This window comes from Noviherbaspirillum agri (assembly GCF_054780595.1).
The window spans coordinates 1-16,423 of record NZ_BAAGWA010000012.1 but is presented as its reverse complement, the minus strand read 5'-3'; the positions used below and the strand labels follow the sequence as shown (position 1 = coordinate 16,423).

Sequence of the window (16,423 nt, the reverse complement as noted above, 5' to 3'; positions counted from 1 at the left end):
ACCTGCCGCCACGATGATCCAGCCGTCATTTCCACAGCTTCGCACGGAGCGCCTGTATCTTCGGCAAATCCGGTCCGGCGATGCGCCTGCATTGTTTGCCATCCACTCGGACGTCGACTGGATGCGCTGGTATGGCATCGACCCGATTACCGATTTATCGCAGGCGGACGAACTGGCGGAGCTTTTTTCAGGCTGGTTCTATACCGGCACCGGATACCGCTGGGGCCTGGAGCGCCTTTCGGACGGACAATTCATCGGTACCTGCGGCTTGTTTCGATGGAATAAAAGTTGGCACAACTGCGTCGTCGGCTACGAAATCCGGCGCGACTGCCATGGCCAAGGCTATATGCGGGAGGCGCTCGAGGCCGTCCTCGACTTCGGCTTCAATTCCATGCTCCTGCACCGCATACAGGCGGAAACCCATCCCGACAACTTTGCGTCGATCGGCCTGGCGACTCGCATGGGGTTCCGCTTTGAAGGTGTGCATAGGGAGCAGGCTTTCTGGGGCGGCTGCTTCCATGACCTGAACTGTTATTCACTGCTTGAGCAGGATTGGCACACACGGCAGAGAGCACAAAGCCGCAAACAGACGGAATCATGACCTCAGCCAAAACCATCAATATCATCGGTGCGGGCCACGTCGGAAAGACACTCGGGCGGCTCTGGACGCAAGACATGGTCTTCGCAGTCCAGGACGTGCTGAACGGGTCGCTCGAGAGTGGAGCGCGGGCGGTGGCATTTATCGGCGCTGGACGCGCCGTTGCCGACCTTGATCAAATGCACCCTGCAGACATTACCTTGATCTCAACACCGGACGACCGCATAGCCGATTGCTGCAAAGCGCTTGCGCAGGCGGGCCTGATTGCACCGGGAACCGTGGTATTCCACTGTAGCGGCGCCCTGCCTTCCTCTATCCTGGATCCGGCCTCTGATTGCGGGGCAGCGGTCGCAAGCATCCATCCTGTGCGCAGCTTTGCCGAGCCGGAACAGGCAGTCAATGATTTTGGCGGGACGTTCTGCGGGATCGAAGGCGACCAACGCGCGCTCGACGTCCTGCAACCGGGATTTGCGGCAGTGGGCGCCCGTTTGGTGCCGATCGACGCCGCGTTCAAGACGATCTATCACGCTGCAGCCGTCTTCGCATCCAATTATCTGGTCACCTTGCTGGATGTCGCCCTGCAGGCTTATATGAAAGCTGGCGTATCGGAGGAGGTCGCGCGCCAGTTGATGGAGCCGCTGGTTCGCGGCACCGTCGACAATGTCTTCCGCCTCGGTCCGACCGATGCGTTGACCGGCCCGATTGCCCGCGGCGATATCGCCACGGCAGTCAAGCAATACCGTGCAGTGAACGCATGGGATGAGCGCCATGGCGCGCTCTACAAGCAGCTTGGAAAACTCACGGCAGATATCGCCGCACGACGACGGCCGAAGTAAGAGATATCAGCAAGCCCCGGTCCCGACCTGACGAAGCTGACACGAGGCTGGCACAAAGCTTTAGAGCGTCTAACACGATGCTGATGGCAAGGCGCGCCGACGAAGGCAGTACATGGCGTACGGCGAGGAGGCGCAACGCTGCAAGCGGCATTTTGTTAGACGCTCTTAGCGGCAATTCCCGGGGGCAGCCACGGTGCTGTAAACGGCACCTAGCGCTTCGGTGTGTAGATATCCTGCCCGGCCTCGTCGATCTGCCTGCGCAGGGCGCGACGCTGCTCCGGCGAGAGCCGGCTCTGACGATTGGCATTGTCCTGCTGATCGCCGAAATCCCCTTGGGGGCCGTCTCCACTGCTTTTGCGTTCGCCGTGCCTGCGCTCCTGTCGACGATCGTCGCCGCGATCAACCGAGGGTCCGCGGCGCTGATCGCTGCGATCCATCGCGAAACCGGGCATCTGATAGGTACGTACGGCATTCAGTCCTTCGCTCCAGAATCCGCTAGCCTCAACAAAAGCAGGTGCGGAGCCGAGGATCAGCAGCAAGGGAATACCGATTTGTCTGACTCGCATATTGAATTGACCACTGCGCTCCTTGAACCCTGGCCATGTGCCTCGGTACTCTGCAAGACACTTCCGTCACAAGGATTTAGCAAAACGATGATGATGAAGTGTATGCTTCACGCTTGGAAGCGATAACCTGTTTAAGGTAAAGTGTGTAACACTTTGTAATGCTTGGCTTTCAAGGTTTTGCTCATCGGTTTTCTGAAGTTACCATAGCGCCATGAATACGCCCCCAGTCACAACTAATAATTCATCTTCCGCACAAAGCGGCCCTCAGGCAAAAATTCTGGTTGTCGATGACGACGTGCGTTTGCGCGATCTTTTGCGTCGCTACCTCGCCGAGCAAGGCTTCAATGTCGTGACTGCAGAGAATGCGCAGGCAATGAACAAGCTCTGGATCCGGGAACGCTACGATCTCCTGGTTCTCGATCTCATGCTGCCCGGAGAAGACGGGCTGTCCATTTGCCGCCGGCTGCGTGGGGCAGGCGACCAGACACCGATCATCATGCTGACAGCCAAGGGGGAAGATGTAGACCGTATCGTGGGGCTCGAAATGGGCGCCGATGACTATCTGCCCAAGCCCTTTAACCCTCGCGAACTGGTTGCGCGCATCAATGCCGTGCTGCGCCGGAAAGGCCCTGACGAAATCCCCGGCGCACCGTCGGAGACGCCGCAGACATTCCAGTTCGGTGATTTCATCCTCGACCTTGGTACGCGCGTATTGAAAAAGAACGGTGAAACGATTTCGCTGACGACCGGCGAATTCTCTGTTCTCAAGGTGTTTGCGCGTCATGCGCGCCAGCCGCTCTCCCGCGAAAAACTCATGGAACTTGCGCGCGGGCGCGAATACGAAGTATTCGACCGCAGCCTCGACGTGCAGATCTCCCGCCTGCGCAAGCTGATCGAACCGGATCCGTCCAATCCGATCTACATCCAGACGGTATGGGGGTTGGGCTACGTGTTCATCCCTGAAGGACAGCCGCGCTGAGCGACCAAGCCTGGCGCGACACGAGATAAAGGCAAGACTTAAGGCATTCCCCACTTGACCGCGCTTCTCAGAGACCAATTCAGCTGGCTGAAAAGCGGCTTGTTCTGGCGCACCTTCGTCCTCCTGGCCGTGCTGATCACGGCGAGCATCATGGCGTGGGTTTACAGCTTTCGTGTTGTTGAACGCACGCCGCGCGCACAGCAAATGGCCGCGCAGGTGATCTCGATCATTACCGTCACACGCGCAGCCCTCACTCACTCTGCCCCGGACATGCGGCGCGAACTGCTGTTCGACCTCGCCAGCAACGAAGGCATTCGCATCTACCCGCTCGAAGAAGGCGACGTCGTTCTTCCACCGCCGGAGAGCGAGCTGATGGAAGTGCTCGAATCCGACGTCAAGGCCCGCCTCGGCGAAGACACGAAGTTCGCGAGCAGCGTCAATGACGTGGCCGGATTCTGGGTCAGTTTCAAGATCGATGATGACAATTACTGGTTGCGCCTGGATCGCGAGCGGATCGAACGCGTGTCCAACATCCAGTGGTTGGGCTGGGGTACAGCCGCGATGATTTTGTCCCTGCTTGGAGCGGTATTCATTTCTCGCCTGATTAACCAGCCACTGGCGCGCATCACTGCCGCAACGCGAGCGATTGCGGAAGGAAAGCAGCCCGACCCGCTACCGGAAAAGGGCCCGACCGAGATCAAGGAGGCCAATCGCAGTTTCAACCAGATGGTGGCCGACCTCAACCGTGTAGAAACCGACCGCGCCGTCATCCTTGGTGGCATCTCGCACGACCTGCGCACGCCGCTGGCTCGCATGCAACTGGAGCTTGAACTGGCCAAGCTCGCCGACGAAGCCCGCGAGGGAATGCAGTCCGATCTCGCACAGATGGATGCGATCATTGGTCAGTTTCTCGTGTACGCCAAATCCACGGATGCCGGACAGTTGACAAGCGTGAACCTGAGTGCATTGATGACGGAATGCGCACGGGAAGCGGGCCGGTCGAGCGAGATACAGATCAGCATGAATATCGCCGAGGGCGTCAACGTATTCGGCAATGCGACCGACCTGCGCCGTATCGTCGCCAACTTGATCGAGAATGCGCGCCGCTACGGCAAGACGGAAAATACCAACGTTGCTTATGTCGACATGGTCTGCAAAGTCGAAGGACAAAACGCCGTCATCGAGGTATCAGACCGCGGCGCAGGCGTACCGGAAGCCGACATCGAGCGCTTGCTCAGGCCCTTTACCCGTCTCGATCAGGCACGCGGACAAGCGAATGGCTCCGGTCTCGGCCTGGCCATCGTGGAGCGCATCGTCAAGCGGCATAACGGCACGATCAAATTGTCGAACAAGAAAGGCGGCGGACTGCGTATCCGCATTTCGCTCCCGATTACAGGCGCAGCAGCGTAAATTCTTTTGTCCAGCCTACTCGCCGCTGGTTTCGAGTGGCGCGCCGTTGCTGCGCACTTCTTCCTCTTGCCGTTTATGCTGAACGCTAGCCCGGCATTCGCTACGAAGTACAAAGTCGCAGCCAGGTCAGTCTTTTACCGGTGGTGCCGCAGCTCCAGCCTGAGAAAGTCGCGCAAGGCAACGGCGTTGTTGATCTCATGCTCCTTGCTGCCATACAGCAGCGTTGCAGTACCCGAGCCAAGTCGGTCAATCAGCGCACGGACACCTTCGGAATTGGCACGGAGTTCGGCGAAATACCGTTCGCGAAATTCCTCCCACTTCTGCGGCTCATGGCCATACCACTTGCGCAGCTCGTTACTGGGCGCAACATCCTTGGCCCAATAATCGAGTCGCAGTTCGTCCTTGCTGATGCCGCGCGGCCAGATACGATCCACCAGAATGCGTACACCATCGGCCTCGGATGCCGCTTCGTAAGCCCGTTTGACTTTGATTGTCGCCGCCATCGCCACCCTTTCGATCCCGCTTCGTCCAGAAGGAGCTTCACCTCCACGTGCCATGCTGCGCACCGCCGTGCACGTTTCCGTCGACGTGAGCCCTGGCGGTCAGTCATCATCGGCGTGATGACCAGCGATGTCGCCACCCTTGAACAGCACTTCGCGGAGCTCCTCGTCCATCTTGGGGTCGCGGCGACGTATCCACTCCAGCATCATTGCGGCGTGTTCCTTTTCCTCGTCACGATTGTGTTCGAGGATGCGCTTGAGTTCGGGATCGGTTGCGGCATCGACGCGCTGGTTGTACCAGTCCACCGCCTCCAGCTCTTCCATCAGCGAAACGATTGCGCGATGCATGTCCATTGTGGCTGGTGACAGTTTATCCAGCGGTTCGTGATAGCCCTCATTTGCCATACTTTCTCCTTTGTTTCGTGCTTGGGGAAAAGATGATGTGAAAAGATGCCACGTCATTACGGTGTGCAGCGTAAACCGGCATTTGCTGTTCATTTTTGACGCTGGCAAGCAAAAGCTCAAATTGGCAATTACAATCCTTTCATCAAGAAAGACAATGGAGTCCGCCCAGGGCAAAGACTGCTCCTATCCACCGGACCATTCACGCCAGGCAAGCCGTTCCATTGTGAAATATGAATGTCGCAAGAAGCCGCGCACCTAGGCACAACCAGAACACTCCTTACTCTGAAGGGACTCTTCATGCTGAATTTCGATTTCTATAACCCGACCCACATCCTGTTTGGCAAAGGTCGCATTGCCGACCTGAACAAGGTCGTTCCGGGCAATGCACGTGTACTGATGCTGTATGGCGGCGGGAGCATCAAGAGCAACGGTGCCTACGATGAAGTGACACGTGCCTTGTCTGGACGCCATGTGCAGGAGTTCTCGGGAATCGAACCGAATCCCACCTACGAAACGCTGATGCAGGCGGTTGAACTGGTCCGAAAGGAAAAGCTCGATTTCCTGCTCGCTGTAGGCGGTGGATCGGTGATCGACGGCACGAAATTCGTTGCCGCTGCCGCATATTTTGAAGGCGATCCATGGGCTATCCTGGAACAGCGCGGGCGGAATATCACCCAGGCCCTGCCGTTTGGTTCGGTGCTGACCTTGCCTGCAACCGGTTCCGAGATGAATAACGGGTCTGTCATCACCCGCAAATCGCTGAAGGCCAAGCTGCCGTTTTCCCACCGTCTGGTATTTCCCAAGTTCTCCATCCTTGACCCGGTAACCACCTTCACGCTGCCAACCAGGCAGATTGGCAATGGCGTCGTCGATGCCTATGCGCACATCATGGAGCAGTACATGACCTACCCGGTCAACTCACCGGTACAGGATCGTTTTGCCGAGGGCCTGTTGTTGACACTCATCGAAGAAGGCCCGAAAGCGCTTTCCAGTCCGACGGACTACGACACCCGAGCCAACATCATGTGGTGTGCCACGCTTGCTTTGAATGGACTGATTGGCGCCGGCGTGCCCCAGGACTGGGCGACGCATATGGTCGGGCATGAATTGACGGCACTTTACGGGCTCGACCATGCACAGACCTTGGCCATTGTCCTGCCTGGCATGCTGCGCGTACGCAAGGAAAGCAAGCGTGCGAAGCTGTTGCAATACGCCGCACGCGTCTGGAACATCACCGCAGGCGATGAAGACAGCCGCATTGAACAGGCAATTGCACGGACGCAGGATTTCTTCGAGCAAATGGGCGTAAAGACGCGCTTGAGCGACTATCGGCTTGGGGCGGAAAACATCGAGACTATTCTCAAACACCTCGAGAGCCACGGCATGGTTACCTTAGGCGAGCAACGCGACGTGACGCTCGAGGTCAGTCGCAAGGTGCTTGAACTGAGCCTCTGACGTACGGCGCTTGAACTTCTTGCAAGACGAATAATCTATTTTTTCGCCATGCCTTGGTGCAGATCCAGATCGTACAGTTTGTGCGAGTAGTGCTGAGAATGAATGATGAACGGCATGGAAATCCATGCCGTTTTTCCTTTGAGGAGCTTCTTATGGCGTCATCCCCCACTTCCGGCTCGTCCAGCCAACAGCCGGAACACCTGAAGCCAGGCGACGAGGCCATGCCAGGCACGCCCGGCACCGGCGAAGACATCTGCGGCGATTGCGCGGGCACCGGCAAACGAAAAGACGGCAGCGAATGCCCGACCTGCGAGGGGACGGGCCGCATTATTCAGGGCATCGGCGGCGGTTGATGCATGTCGCGAACTCGTGAGCCAAAAGCCTTTTACGGGCTTTTACCGGACTGATGGCACTCTGCGGACGTTTTACTTCCTGTACAGAAGTGCAATCGCTTCGGCAGCGATGCCTTCTTCCCGTCCGAGAAAGCCGAGTTTCTCGTTCGTCTTGGCTTTGATATTTACCTGCGACACTGCGGCATCCAGATCTGCCGCAACATTAGCCGCCATCTGTGCAATATGCGGCGCCATTTTCGGCGCCTGCGCAATGATGGTCGCGTCGATATTTCCGATGACATAACCCGTATCCGCAACACGCTTGCACGCCTCGCGCAGCAAGACACGGGAATCCGCGCCCGCAAAGCGCGGATCGGTATCCGGAAAGTGGCGGCCGATATCGCCGAGACCTGCCGCCCCGAGGATGGCGTCGGTAATGGCATGCAGCAGGACATCGGCGTCCGAATGCCCGAGCAAGCCGGTCGCATGCGGAATCGTCACGCCGCCAACGATGAGCTTGCGCCCGGGCACCAAAGCGTGGCAGTCATATCCTTGGCCGATGCGAAACGGCATAGTGGCCTGATTCATGTGTTTTCCTTCAAATGCAGTTCTGCGAGTGCGATGTCATGCGGCAACGTCACTTTGAAATTGCGCGGACTTCCCTCCACCAGTTTCGGCTTGAGTCCCAACGCTTCTACCGCACTCGCCTCGTCGGTTACGGTCACCGCCTGTTCCAGCGCGCGGCGCAGCAAAGCGTAGCGGAACATTTGTGGCGTCTGTGCAGCCCATAAGTGTTCGCGCGGCACGGTCGTTTCCGAACGCCCCGCGGCATCGCTGCGCTTCAAGGTATCGACGACCGGCAATGCGAGAAGGCCGCCGACTTCGTCGTCCCGGACTTCATCGATCAGCCGTTCGATAAGTGCTGCCGTCAGTCCCGGCCGTGCCGCATCGTGGACCAGCACCCAATCGCCATCATTGAGGTCCTGCCGGATTTCCTTCAGCCCGTTGAGCACAGACTGGTGCCGCGTATTGCCGCCCTTGTAGAGGACGGTAACACGGTCGGCAAGATGCCGTGCGGCGTCCACCGCATCCTTGATGTAACCGTCGTCCGCGCTGACGACCACGTACACGTGCGCAATGGCCGGCGTCGCAGCAAAGGTATCGAGGACATGTGCCAGCATCAGCTTGCCGGCAAGCGGCATGTACTGCTTGGGGCATTCCGCCCCCATGCGTGCGCCGACGCCAGCCGCCGGAATGAGAGCAAAGTAACGCGAGGGAATCATCGTATTCATGTAATCGGAAGCCAGGCCGAGGTATGTCTCCTCGTGGAAGATGGCTGGCCGGGCTCCAGTGGAGGGCTTGGTTTATAATTTCGGCATATTTTCGCACAGTCAAAGTCCGCCAATCCAGCTTGCTGCCGGGCTGCCATGACATTTCCGATGTCGTTACTTGATGTCATTCGAACTCAAAAAAAACCTCCCCAAACCCGGTAATCGCTTCGCCCTGCCCGCCGTGCACGGTTCGGCAGATGCATTCGTCCTGGCGCAAGCCGCACGCGAACTGAAAGCGCAAAAACGCATGCTGACCGTCGTCGTCGCCAATGCGACCGACGCACAGCGCCTGCTGGCAGAAATTCCATGGTTTGCAAACAAGGAGCAGACCAAGTTGCACTGCCATCTTTTGCCGGATTGGGAAACGCTGCCGTACGATGCATTTTCCCCGCACCAAGACCTGGTGTCCGAGCGTCTGGCAACACTGCACGAAGTGCGTAGTGGACAGTGCGACGTATTGATCGTGCCGGCGACCACCGCTTTGCTGCGCATGGCGCCGCCTTCTTTTCTGGCTGCGTATACCTTCTTCTTCAAGCAAGGCGAAACGCTCGATGAGGCACGGCTCAAATCGCAGCTGACGCTGGCCGGCTATACCCACGTGGCGCAGGTGATGTCGCCCGGCGAGTACTCGGTACGTGGCGGGCTGATCGACCTGTTCCCGATGGGTTCAGCGCTCCCCTACCGGCTGGACCTGTTCGGCGACACGATCGAAACCATCCGTACCTTCGATGCCGATACCCAGCGTTCACTGTATCCGGTACGCGAAGTCCGCTTGCTGCCGGGGCGAGAATTCCCGATGGACGAAGCGGCGCGCACCGCTTTTCGCAGCCGCTGGCGCGAGGAATTCGAGGGTGATCCGTCCAGGTCGCCGATCTACAAGGACATCGGCAACGGCATTGCCTCGGCGGGCATCGAGTACTACCTGCCGCTGTTTTTCGACGAGACCGCAACGCTGTTCCAGTATCTGCCGGACGAGACCATGTTCGCGCTGGTCGGCGACATCGACGCAGCGATCAAGCGCTTCTGGGCCGATACCCAATCGCGCTACAAGTTCCTGAAGGCCGACCGCGAACGTCCGCTGCTGGCGCCGGAGCGTGTATTCCTGACCGACGAGGACTTCTTCATCCTCGCCAAGCCCCATGCCCGCTGGGTACTCCAGCAAGGCGATACCGCTTCCGAGATCTCCGCACCCATTCCGAATATCGCCGTCAACCGCCGTCTGGACGACCCGCTGACGAACCTGCGCTCTTACCTGCTCCAGACTGGCAAACGGGTGATGATCTGTGCCGACTCCAACGGCCGCCGGGAAACGCTGCAGCAGTATTTCAATGAATTCAACCTGACGCTTGCGCCATGTGACGACTTCGACGGCTTCCTGAGCGCTCCGGACAAGCTGATGCTCGGCGTCGCTCCGCTGCATGCCGGCTTCGAACTCAGCACCGACCTGGGGGACCTCGCCTTCATCACGGAGACCGAGCTGTACGCCGGTACCGGTCGCCGCGCCGGTCGCAAGAAGCAGGAAGGGGCCACGCAGGTCGAATCGATGGTGCGCGATCTGTCGGAACTGAAGATTGGCGACCCGGTCGTGCACGTCAACCACGGCATCGGGCGCTACATGGGCCTGCTCAGCATGGATCTCGGCGACGGAGAGACCGAGTTCCTGCATCTCGAATACGCGAAGGACACCAAGCTGTACGTCCCGGTGTCGCAGCTCCACGTGATCTCGCGCTATTCCGGCGCCTCGCCGGAGGAGGCGCCATTGCACGTACTCGGTTCCGGCCAATGGGAAAAGGCAAAGAAGAAAGCCGCTCAACAGATTCGCGACACTGCTGCAGAACTGCTCAATCTGTATGCGCGTCGTGCTGCGCGCCAGGGACACGCGTTCCAGTATTCGGCCCGAGACTACGAGGGGTTTGCAGAGAGCTTTGGCTTTGAAGAGACACCCGACCAGAGCGCAGCGATCAATGCCGTCATCAGGGACATGACCAGCGGCAAACCGATGGATCGCCTGATCTGCGGTGACGTCGGTTTCGGCAAGACGGAAGTTGCCTTGCGTGCGGCCTTTGTCGCCGTCATGGGCGGCAAACAGGTTGCCATTCTTGCGCCGACCACCCTGCTCGCCGAACAGCATGCACAGACCTTCGCCGACCGTTTTGCAGACTGGCCAGTGAAGATTGCCGAGCTGTCGCGTTTTCGCACCGGCAAGGAAGTCACGCAAGCGATCAAGGGCATGGCCGAAGGCACGATCGACATCGTGATCGGCACACACAAGTTGCTGTCGAATGACGTGAAGTTTGCCCGCCTCGGCCTGGTCATCATCGATGAGGAACATCGCTTTGGCGTCCGCCAGAAGGAAGCGCTGAAGGCGCTGCGTGCCGAGGTGGATGTCTTGACGCTCACTGCGACGCCGATCCCGCGTACGCTCGGCATGGCGCTGGAAGGCTTGCGCGACTTTTCCGTGATCGCCACCGCGCCGCAGAAACGCCTTGCCATCAAGACCTTCGTGCGCAGCGAAGACGATTCCGTGATCCGCGAAGCCTGCCTGCGCGAACTCAAGCGTGGCGGCCAGGTGTACTTCCTGCACAATGAAGTCGAGACCATCCTGAATCGCAAGGCGATGCTGGAAGAACTGCTGCCGGAGGCACGCATCGCCGTGGCACACGGCCAGATGCATGAGCGCGACCTGGAAAAGGTGATGCGTGACTTCGTGTCCCAGCGCTCCAACATCCTGCTGTGCACGACGATCATCGAGACCGGCATCGACGTCCCGACCGCCAACACCATCATCATGCATCGCGCAGACAAGTTCGGTCTGGCGCAGTTGCACCAGTTGCGCGGCCGCGTCGGCCGCTCGCACCACCAGGCGTATGCCTATCTGCTGGTACATGATGTGAAGGGACTGACGAAGCAGGCGCAGCGGCGGCTGGAGGCGATCCAGCAGATGGAGGAACTGGGCAGCGGTTTCTACCTTGCGATGCACGACCTGGAAATCCGCGGTGCCGGTGAGGTGCTGGGCGAAAGCCAGTCCGGCGAAATGCAGGAAATCGGCTTCCAGCTCTATTCCGACATGCTCAACGAGGCCGTGCGCTCGCTCAAGAACGGCAAGGAACCGGACCTCGCAGCGCCCCTGTCGACGACAACGGAAATCAACCTGCATGTCCCCGCCCTGCTCCCGCAGGATTATTGCGGCGATGTGCATGAGCGCCTGTCGCTGTACAAGCGGCTGGCCAACTGCGAATCGCCGGGTGCGATCGACGACCTGCAGGAAGAACTGATCGACCGGTTCGGGAAACTTCCGGATGCCGCAAAGGCCCTCATCGAGACGCACCGTCTCAGGATCGCCGCAATCCCGGTCGGCATTGTTAAAATCGACGCCCATGCGGAATCGGCAGTGCTGCAGTTCCAGCCGAATCCGCCGATCGACGCGATGCGGATCATCGAGCTGATCCAGAAGAACCGGCACATCAAACTGAACGGACAGGACAAGCTGCGCATTACCGCAAGCATGCCCGACCTCGCAGCACGCGTGTCGCAGGTGAAGGCGACGATCCGCTCACTCGTTAGTTAAGTGCTGACCCTGATTTTTTAATTTGACCCATCCGCACCCACGGCCCGACATGAACCTGATCCTCCAAGCCCTATCGCCGGAACGCTCCACGATCGAACGCATCGCAGAAATGGCCGACGCGCAGCGCGTTGTCCCGATCAATGACAATGCATTCCGCTGTGAAGGCATCCGCATTACCAACGACTTGAAAGAACGCATCGATGCCGATTGCTTCTCCGCGCAAGTCGACTATGCCTTCGTCCCGCCGGGCCGCAAACTGAGCGATTTCGGACTGGTGGTCATGGACATGGACTCCACACTGATCACCATTGAATGCATCGACGAAATCGCGGACATGCAGGGGCTGAAGCCGCAGGTTTCAGAAATCACGGAATCCGCGATGCGCGGCGAAATCGAGTTCCGTGAAAGCCTGACGCGCCGCGTGGCACTACTCAAGGGGCTGGATGCAACGGCACTGCAGCGCGTGTACGACGAACGCCTGCAATTGTCGATGGGCGCAGCAAACATGCTTGATGCGATCAAGACAGCAGGTCTGAAGACATTGCTGGTCTCCGGCGGCTTCACGTTTTTCACAGACCGCATGAAGACCACGCTGGGCCTCGATTACACGCACTCCAACGTCCTTGAAATCGTCGAAGGGAAACTCACCGGCCGGGTCGTGAACGGTATTGTCGATGCGGATGAGAAAAAGAATACGGTGGAACGTGTCTGCGCCGAACTCGGCATTTCCACGACGAAAGCTATCGTGATGGGCGATGGCGCGAACGACCTGAAGATGATGTCGATTGCCGGTATGTCGGTGGCATTCCGCGCCAAGCCGATTGTCCGGCAGCAAGCTGATGTTGCATTGAATTTTGTGGGTCTCGACGGAATCTTATCGTTGTTTGAATAGTCTTCAATACAACACTTCCAAGGAACCCTCATGGTGCAGGAACTGGTTTTCGACCCTTACCTGGAATCCCGGAAAAACCTGGCTTGGTGGCTATACGTTTTCCATGGTGCCAGCCTGGTGTTTTCAATGGGCCTGTTTTCCTTCATCCCGCTGATCATCAGCTACGTAAAACGTCCGGAAACGTCGGGGACCTTCGTCTACAGCCATCACAGCTGGCAAATCCGCTCGTTCTGGTGGTTCCTGGTCTGGAGTGCGATCGGATGGCTCTGCATTTTCACCATCGTCGGGATCGTCATTGGCATCCCGATTCTTGCGGCTGCTTGGATCTGGAAGGCATACCGGCTGATCAGGGGCATCGTGGACCTGGGCAACAACAAGCCGATGCCGACCTGACTTACGCATCTGTCGGTCCACGACTGGGCCGCTGCCCCCACCTCAGGCGGGCGCGTCGAGCGCGGCAAATGCCTGCTCGATATCCGCAATCAGGTCATCCGGGTCTTCCAACCCCACATTAAAGCGTACGAGCGGCCCCTTTCCCGCCCAGTTCTTGCGCATCGCTTGAATACGATACGGAACGCACAGGCTGTGTGCGCCGCCCCAGCTGAATCCGATCTTGAAGAGGTTCAGGCTGTCAATGAAACGGTCGGTCTGCGCCTCGCTGTAACGCTCGTCAAACACCACTGAAAACAGCCCGCCGGCACCAGTGAAATCCCGTTTCCAGACTTCGTGTCCGGGACAATCATCAAACGCCGGATGCAGCACGCGGTTGATTTCCGGCCGCTGCTTCAGCCAGGAAGCCACCTTGCGTGCGCCGGCGTCATGTGCGTCAAAACGAAGCTTCATCGTCGCGAGGCCGCGCAACACCAGATACGCATCATCCATGCCAACGCCGAAACCGAGACGCATGTGCGCCATCTCGATACGGTGCATCAGTGCCTTGTCGCGCGTAATCACAGCGCCCATCAGCACATCGGATCCGCCGGACTGGTACTTGGTCAGCGCTTGCATCACGATGTCCACGCCATGCTCGAAGGCGCGGAAAGCAATGCCGGCCGACCAGGTATTGTCGATTGCCACATGAATGTCTTGTCCGGCTGCGCGCCTTTCCTGCACGACCTTGCAGATAGCGGGAATGTCCGGCACTTCCATCGACACTGACCCCGGCGCCTCGGTCCACACCAGCCGTGTATTCGACTGGATCAGTTCTGCAATCCCGGCACCGACCAGCGGGTCGTAAAAGCGCGCGGTAATGCCGTAGTCCTGCGAAAGCCAGCGGCCGAGTTCGCGGTTCGGGTTATAGACGTTATCCGGGATCAGCACATCATCGCCCGTCCTGAGCAGCCCGAAATCTACCATCGCAATCGCAGCCAGGCCGCTCGGCGCGAGCACGCAATGCGTTCCACCCTCGATTTCGGCCAGGCGCGCTTCGAGCGTAAAGCTGGTCGGCGTGCCGTGCAAGCCGTAGGTGTATGCTGTCTTGTCCTGCCAGTTGCGAGAACGCAGCGCCGCCACATCCTTGAACAGCACGGTCGACGCGTGGTGGATGGCCGTTGGAAAGGCGGCGAAGCCTTCCGGCGGCGCATAGTCGGAATGGATCAGCGCCGTCTGGAGCGACTTGGGATCAGTCATGCGATGGCTCCGTTCAAATCAGTCAAATATCAATCAGGCCTCGCCCCAGAGGTCGTGGGTGTCGGCTGCCGTGATCGTGACATCGACGAATTCGCCGACCTTCAGCTTCCGGTGCGGCTCAAACGGCGGCTTCACATGCACCACACCGTCGATTTCCGGCGCATCGGCGGCCGTGCGGCCGACACCGCCGCTGGTGGTCACTTCGTCGAGCAATACGCGGATGGTCTTGCCCACCTTTGCCTGCATCCGCTTCTTCGAGATTCCTTCCTGCAGTTCCATGACGCGGGCGCGGCGTTCTTCGCGCAGTTCCTCAGGAACGGGGTTGGCCAGCTCGTTTGCGGTCGCGCCTTCCACCGGCGAATAGGCAAAACAACCGAGACGGTCGATCTCCGCCTCCTTCAGGAAGTCGAGCAGGTACTGGAATTCCTCTTCTGTCTCACCCGGGAATCCTGCAATAAAGGTCGAACGAATGGTAAGGTCCGGACACATCTTGCGCCACGCCTGGATGCGCTCGATGTTCTTCTCGCCGCTGGCCGGGCGCTTCATGCGCTTCAGGACATCCGGATGCGCGTGCTGCAGCGGGACATCCAGATAAGGCAGCACCTTGCCCTCTGCCATCAACGGAATAATGCCGTCCACATGCGGGTACGGGTACACGTAGTGCAAACGTACCCATGCGCCATATTGCGCGGCCAACTCGCCCAGCGCCGCCGTCAGCTGCGTCATGTGCGTCTTGACCGGCTTGCCGTTCCAGAAACCGGTGCGGAATTTCACATCCACGCCATAGGCGCTGGTGTCCTGGGAAATGACCAGCAGTTCCTTTACGCCGGCCTTGAACAGGTTCTCCGCTTCGCGCATCACATCCGCGATCGGACGGGACACGAGGTCACCGCGCATCGAGGGGATAATGCAGAAACTGCAGCGGTGGTTACAGCCTTCGGAAATCTTCAGGTAGGCAAAGTGCTTCGGCGTCAGCTTCACGCCTTGCGGCGGCACGAGATCCTGGAAAGGATCGTGCGGTTTCGGCAGATGCGTATGCACTGCGGACATCACATCGCCCAGCGCCTGCGGGCCGGTCACTGCCAGTACCTTCGGATGTACGCTCTGGATCAGGTCGTTGCCCGCCGCGTCTTTCTTCTTGCCGAGACAGCCGGTAACAATCACCTTGCCGTTTTCATGCAGCGCTTCACCGATTGCATCGAGCGACTCCTGCACGGCAGCATCGATGAATCCGCAGGTATTGACGATGACGAGGTCAGCGCCGTCATAGGACTTGGCGGTTTCGTAACCTTCGGCACGGAGCTGGGTGATGATCTGTTCGGAGTCGACTAGCGCTTTCGGACAGCCCAATGACACAAATCCAACTTTTGGACCATAACCCACTGATTCTAAATGCTTTTTCAAAATTTATCTTTCAATTTCGTTTTATTTGTGCCCAGCGACACGTAACCTATACTGAGCACATAAAGGCGGTATTTTACTCTTGTTGTTGAGGGCAAAAAGATGGCACGTGCTCGTCAAACTGAGCTAATCGCAGCAGCGGAAACAACGAGCGATCCGGAAACAATACTGAGGGAAGTAGGTATGCTAATTCCAAGCGATGAACCAGTCCCGACGCTAGAACATGCAATATTGTCAGCTAACTGCTTCGGCTTATCGGCCACAACAATGCTCGGCCAGAGAGCTTACTTTGCGGTTGTTGACGAGAATGGCCAAGTGCTTGACATGGGTGACCACGTTGCGCAGGCCGCGTGGCTACTTATGGTGGAAGCGTGGCGGAATTTCTTGATCGGTGGTAAGCGCCCGGTGATCGCATCTTGAATCGGCAGGTCAAGATCGCGGAGCATCGTGTCCACCATAAACTCAAGTGGACACGTGTACACCATGGAAGAGAATCAGCAAGTACAGCCGAAGCGGCGCCG

At 58.6% G+C, this 16,423-nt stretch carries 16 protein-coding genes; 9 read left to right on the top strand and 7 right to left on the bottom strand.

Annotated features, from left to right (window positions below):
• Positions 1-13 precede the first annotated feature (13 nt).
• Positions 14-601 (top strand): GNAT family N-acetyltransferase, encoded by a 588-nt coding sequence (locus ACYVIA_RS17495; protein ID WP_460843051.1) that lies wholly within the window; start codon positions 14-16, stop codon positions 599-601.
• Entirely contained in the window at positions 598-1,434 is an 837-nt protein-coding gene (locus ACYVIA_RS17490; protein ID WP_460843048.1) for a Rossmann-like and DUF2520 domain-containing protein, read from the top strand. The genes ACYVIA_RS17495 and ACYVIA_RS17490 overlap by 4 nt, the downstream gene beginning before the upstream one ends.
• Positions 1,435-1,643: 209 nt before the next feature.
• Here the strand turns inward: ACYVIA_RS17490 and ACYVIA_RS17485 are convergent, their stop codons facing one another.
• Entirely contained in the window at positions 1,644-2,000 is a 357-nt protein-coding gene (locus ACYVIA_RS17485; RefSeq protein ID WP_460843046.1) for a hypothetical protein, read from the bottom strand.
• Positions 2,001-2,211: 211 nt separating this feature from the next.
• Between ACYVIA_RS17485 and ompR the strand changes: the two genes are divergently transcribed.
• Together ompR and ACYVIA_RS17475 are read left to right on the top strand one after the other, a co-directional pair.
• Entirely contained in the window at positions 2,212-2,979 is a 768-nt protein-coding gene (gene ompR, locus ACYVIA_RS17480; RefSeq protein ID WP_460843044.1) for an osmolarity response regulator transcription factor OmpR, read from the top strand.
• Positions 2,980-3,033: 54 nt separating this feature from the next.
• The gene (locus ACYVIA_RS17475; RefSeq protein ID WP_460843042.1) at positions 3,034-4,389 is read left to right on the top strand and encodes an ATP-binding protein; all 1,356 of its coding nucleotides are present in this window, start codon (positions 3,034-3,036) and stop codon (positions 4,387-4,389) included.
• A gap of 134 nt (positions 4,390-4,523) precedes the next feature.
• On the opposite strand, the gene ACYVIA_RS17470 is transcribed toward ACYVIA_RS17475, so the two are convergent.
• On the bottom strand, positions 4,524-4,892 hold the full coding sequence (locus ACYVIA_RS17470; RefSeq protein ID WP_460843041.1) for a DUF488 domain-containing protein: 369 nt from the start codon (positions 4,890-4,892) through the stop codon (positions 4,524-4,526).
• Positions 4,893-4,991: 99 nt separating this feature from the next.
• Entirely contained in the window at positions 4,992-5,294 is a 303-nt protein-coding gene (locus ACYVIA_RS17465) for an encapsulin-associated ferritin-like protein (protein WP_460843039.1), read from the bottom strand.
• Positions 5,295-5,591: 297 nt separating this feature from the next.
• Here ACYVIA_RS17465 and ACYVIA_RS17460 point away from each other — a divergent pair, with 297 nt between their 5' ends.
• Together ACYVIA_RS17460 and ACYVIA_RS17455 are read left to right on the top strand one after the other, a co-directional pair.
• Complete coding sequence (locus ACYVIA_RS17460) at positions 5,592-6,749, top strand: iron-containing alcohol dehydrogenase (RefSeq protein ID WP_460843037.1); 1,158 nt, start codon at positions 5,592-5,594, stop codon at positions 6,747-6,749.
• Positions 6,750-6,901: 152 nt separating this feature from the next.
• Positions 6,902-7,102, top strand: a complete 201-nt coding sequence (locus tag ACYVIA_RS17455; RefSeq protein WP_460843035.1) for a hypothetical protein — start codon at positions 6,902-6,904, stop codon at positions 7,100-7,102.
• A 72-nt stretch (positions 7,103-7,174) separates the two neighbouring features.
• Here the strand turns inward: ACYVIA_RS17455 and ispF are convergent, their stop codons facing one another.
• Positions 7,175-7,669, bottom strand: coding sequence for a 2-C-methyl-D-erythritol 2,4-cyclodiphosphate synthase (ispF, locus tag ACYVIA_RS17450; protein WP_460843033.1), 495 nt, complete (start codon positions 7,667-7,669; stop codon positions 7,175-7,177).
• On the bottom strand, positions 7,666-8,364 hold the full coding sequence (gene ispD, locus ACYVIA_RS17445) for a 2-C-methyl-D-erythritol 4-phosphate cytidylyltransferase (protein WP_460843212.1): 699 nt from the start codon (positions 8,362-8,364) through the stop codon (positions 7,666-7,668). The genes ispF and ispD overlap by 4 nt, the downstream gene beginning before the upstream one ends.
• A 169-nt stretch (positions 8,365-8,533) precedes the next feature.
• Between ispD and mfd the strand changes: the two genes are divergently transcribed.
• From mfd to ACYVIA_RS17430, 3 genes are read left to right on the top strand one after another with little or no spacing between them, the layout of a single operon-like run.
• Complete coding sequence (mfd, locus tag ACYVIA_RS17440; protein WP_460843031.1) at positions 8,534-11,980, top strand: transcription-repair coupling factor; 3,447 nt, start codon at positions 8,534-8,536, stop codon at positions 11,978-11,980.
• Between the two features lie 49 nt (positions 11,981-12,029).
• Positions 12,030-12,872 (top strand): phosphoserine phosphatase SerB, encoded by an 843-nt coding sequence (gene serB / locus ACYVIA_RS17435; RefSeq protein WP_460843030.1) that lies wholly within the window; start codon positions 12,030-12,032, stop codon positions 12,870-12,872.
• 30 nt (positions 12,873-12,902) lie between these two features.
• Positions 12,903-13,265: a DUF4870 family protein gene (locus ACYVIA_RS17430; RefSeq protein ID WP_460843028.1), complete on the top strand. Its 363-nt coding sequence runs from the start codon at positions 12,903-12,905 to the stop codon at positions 13,263-13,265.
• A 42-nt stretch (positions 13,266-13,307) separates the two neighbouring features.
• Here the strand turns inward: ACYVIA_RS17430 and ACYVIA_RS17425 are convergent, their stop codons facing one another.
• Together ACYVIA_RS17425 and rimO are read right to left on the bottom strand one after the other, a co-directional pair.
• Complete coding sequence (locus ACYVIA_RS17425) at positions 13,308-14,501, bottom strand: cystathionine beta-lyase (protein ID WP_460843026.1); 1,194 nt, start codon at positions 14,499-14,501, stop codon at positions 13,308-13,310.
• Positions 14,502-14,534: 33 nt separating this feature from the next.
• Positions 14,535-15,908, bottom strand: a complete 1,374-nt coding sequence (gene rimO, locus ACYVIA_RS17420) for a 30S ribosomal protein S12 methylthiotransferase RimO (RefSeq protein ID WP_460843211.1) — start codon at positions 15,906-15,908, stop codon at positions 14,535-14,537.
• Positions 15,909-16,423: the final 515 nt, after the last annotated feature.

Coding starts and splice junctions, on each gene's coding strand:
- ompR (WP_460843044.1), top strand. CDS start 2,212: ATGAATACGCCCCCAGTCACAACTAATAATTCATCTTCCGCACAAAGC.
- ACYVIA_RS17455 (WP_460843035.1), top strand. CDS start 6,902: ATGGCGTCATCCCCCACTTCCGGCTCGTCCAGCCAACAGCCGGAACAC.
- ACYVIA_RS17490 (WP_460843048.1), top strand. CDS start 598: ATGACCTCAGCCAAAACCATCAATATCATCGGTGCGGGCCACGTCGGA.
- ACYVIA_RS17460 (WP_460843037.1), top strand. CDS start 5,592: ATGCTGAATTTCGATTTCTATAACCCGACCCACATCCTGTTTGGCAAA.
- mfd (WP_460843031.1), top strand. CDS start 8,534: ATGTCATTCGAACTCAAAAAAAACCTCCCCAAACCCGGTAATCGCTTC.
- ACYVIA_RS17485 (WP_460843046.1), bottom strand. CDS start 2,000: ATGCGAGTCAGACAAATCGGTATTCCCTTGCTGCTGATCCTCGGCTCC.
- ACYVIA_RS17470 (WP_460843041.1), bottom strand. CDS start 4,892: ATGGCGGCGACAATCAAAGTCAAACGGGCTTACGAAGCGGCATCCGAG.
- ACYVIA_RS17465 (WP_460843039.1), bottom strand. CDS start 5,294: ATGGCAAATGAGGGCTATCACGAACCGCTGGATAAACTGTCACCAGCC.
- ispD (WP_460843212.1), bottom strand. CDS start 8,364: ATGATTCCCTCGCGTTACTTTGCTCTCATTCCGGCGGCTGGCGTCGGC.
- ispF (WP_460843033.1), bottom strand. CDS start 7,669: ATGAATCAGGCCACTATGCCGTTTCGCATCGGCCAAGGATATGACTGC.
- ACYVIA_RS17430 (WP_460843028.1), top strand. CDS start 12,903: ATGGTGCAGGAACTGGTTTTCGACCCTTACCTGGAATCCCGGAAAAAC.
- ACYVIA_RS17425 (WP_460843026.1), bottom strand. CDS start 14,501: ATGACTGATCCCAAGTCGCTCCAGACGGCGCTGATCCATTCCGACTAT.
- ACYVIA_RS17495 (WP_460843051.1), top strand. CDS start 14: ATGATCCAGCCGTCATTTCCACAGCTTCGCACGGAGCGCCTGTATCTT.
- serB (WP_460843030.1), top strand. CDS start 12,030: ATGAACCTGATCCTCCAAGCCCTATCGCCGGAACGCTCCACGATCGAA.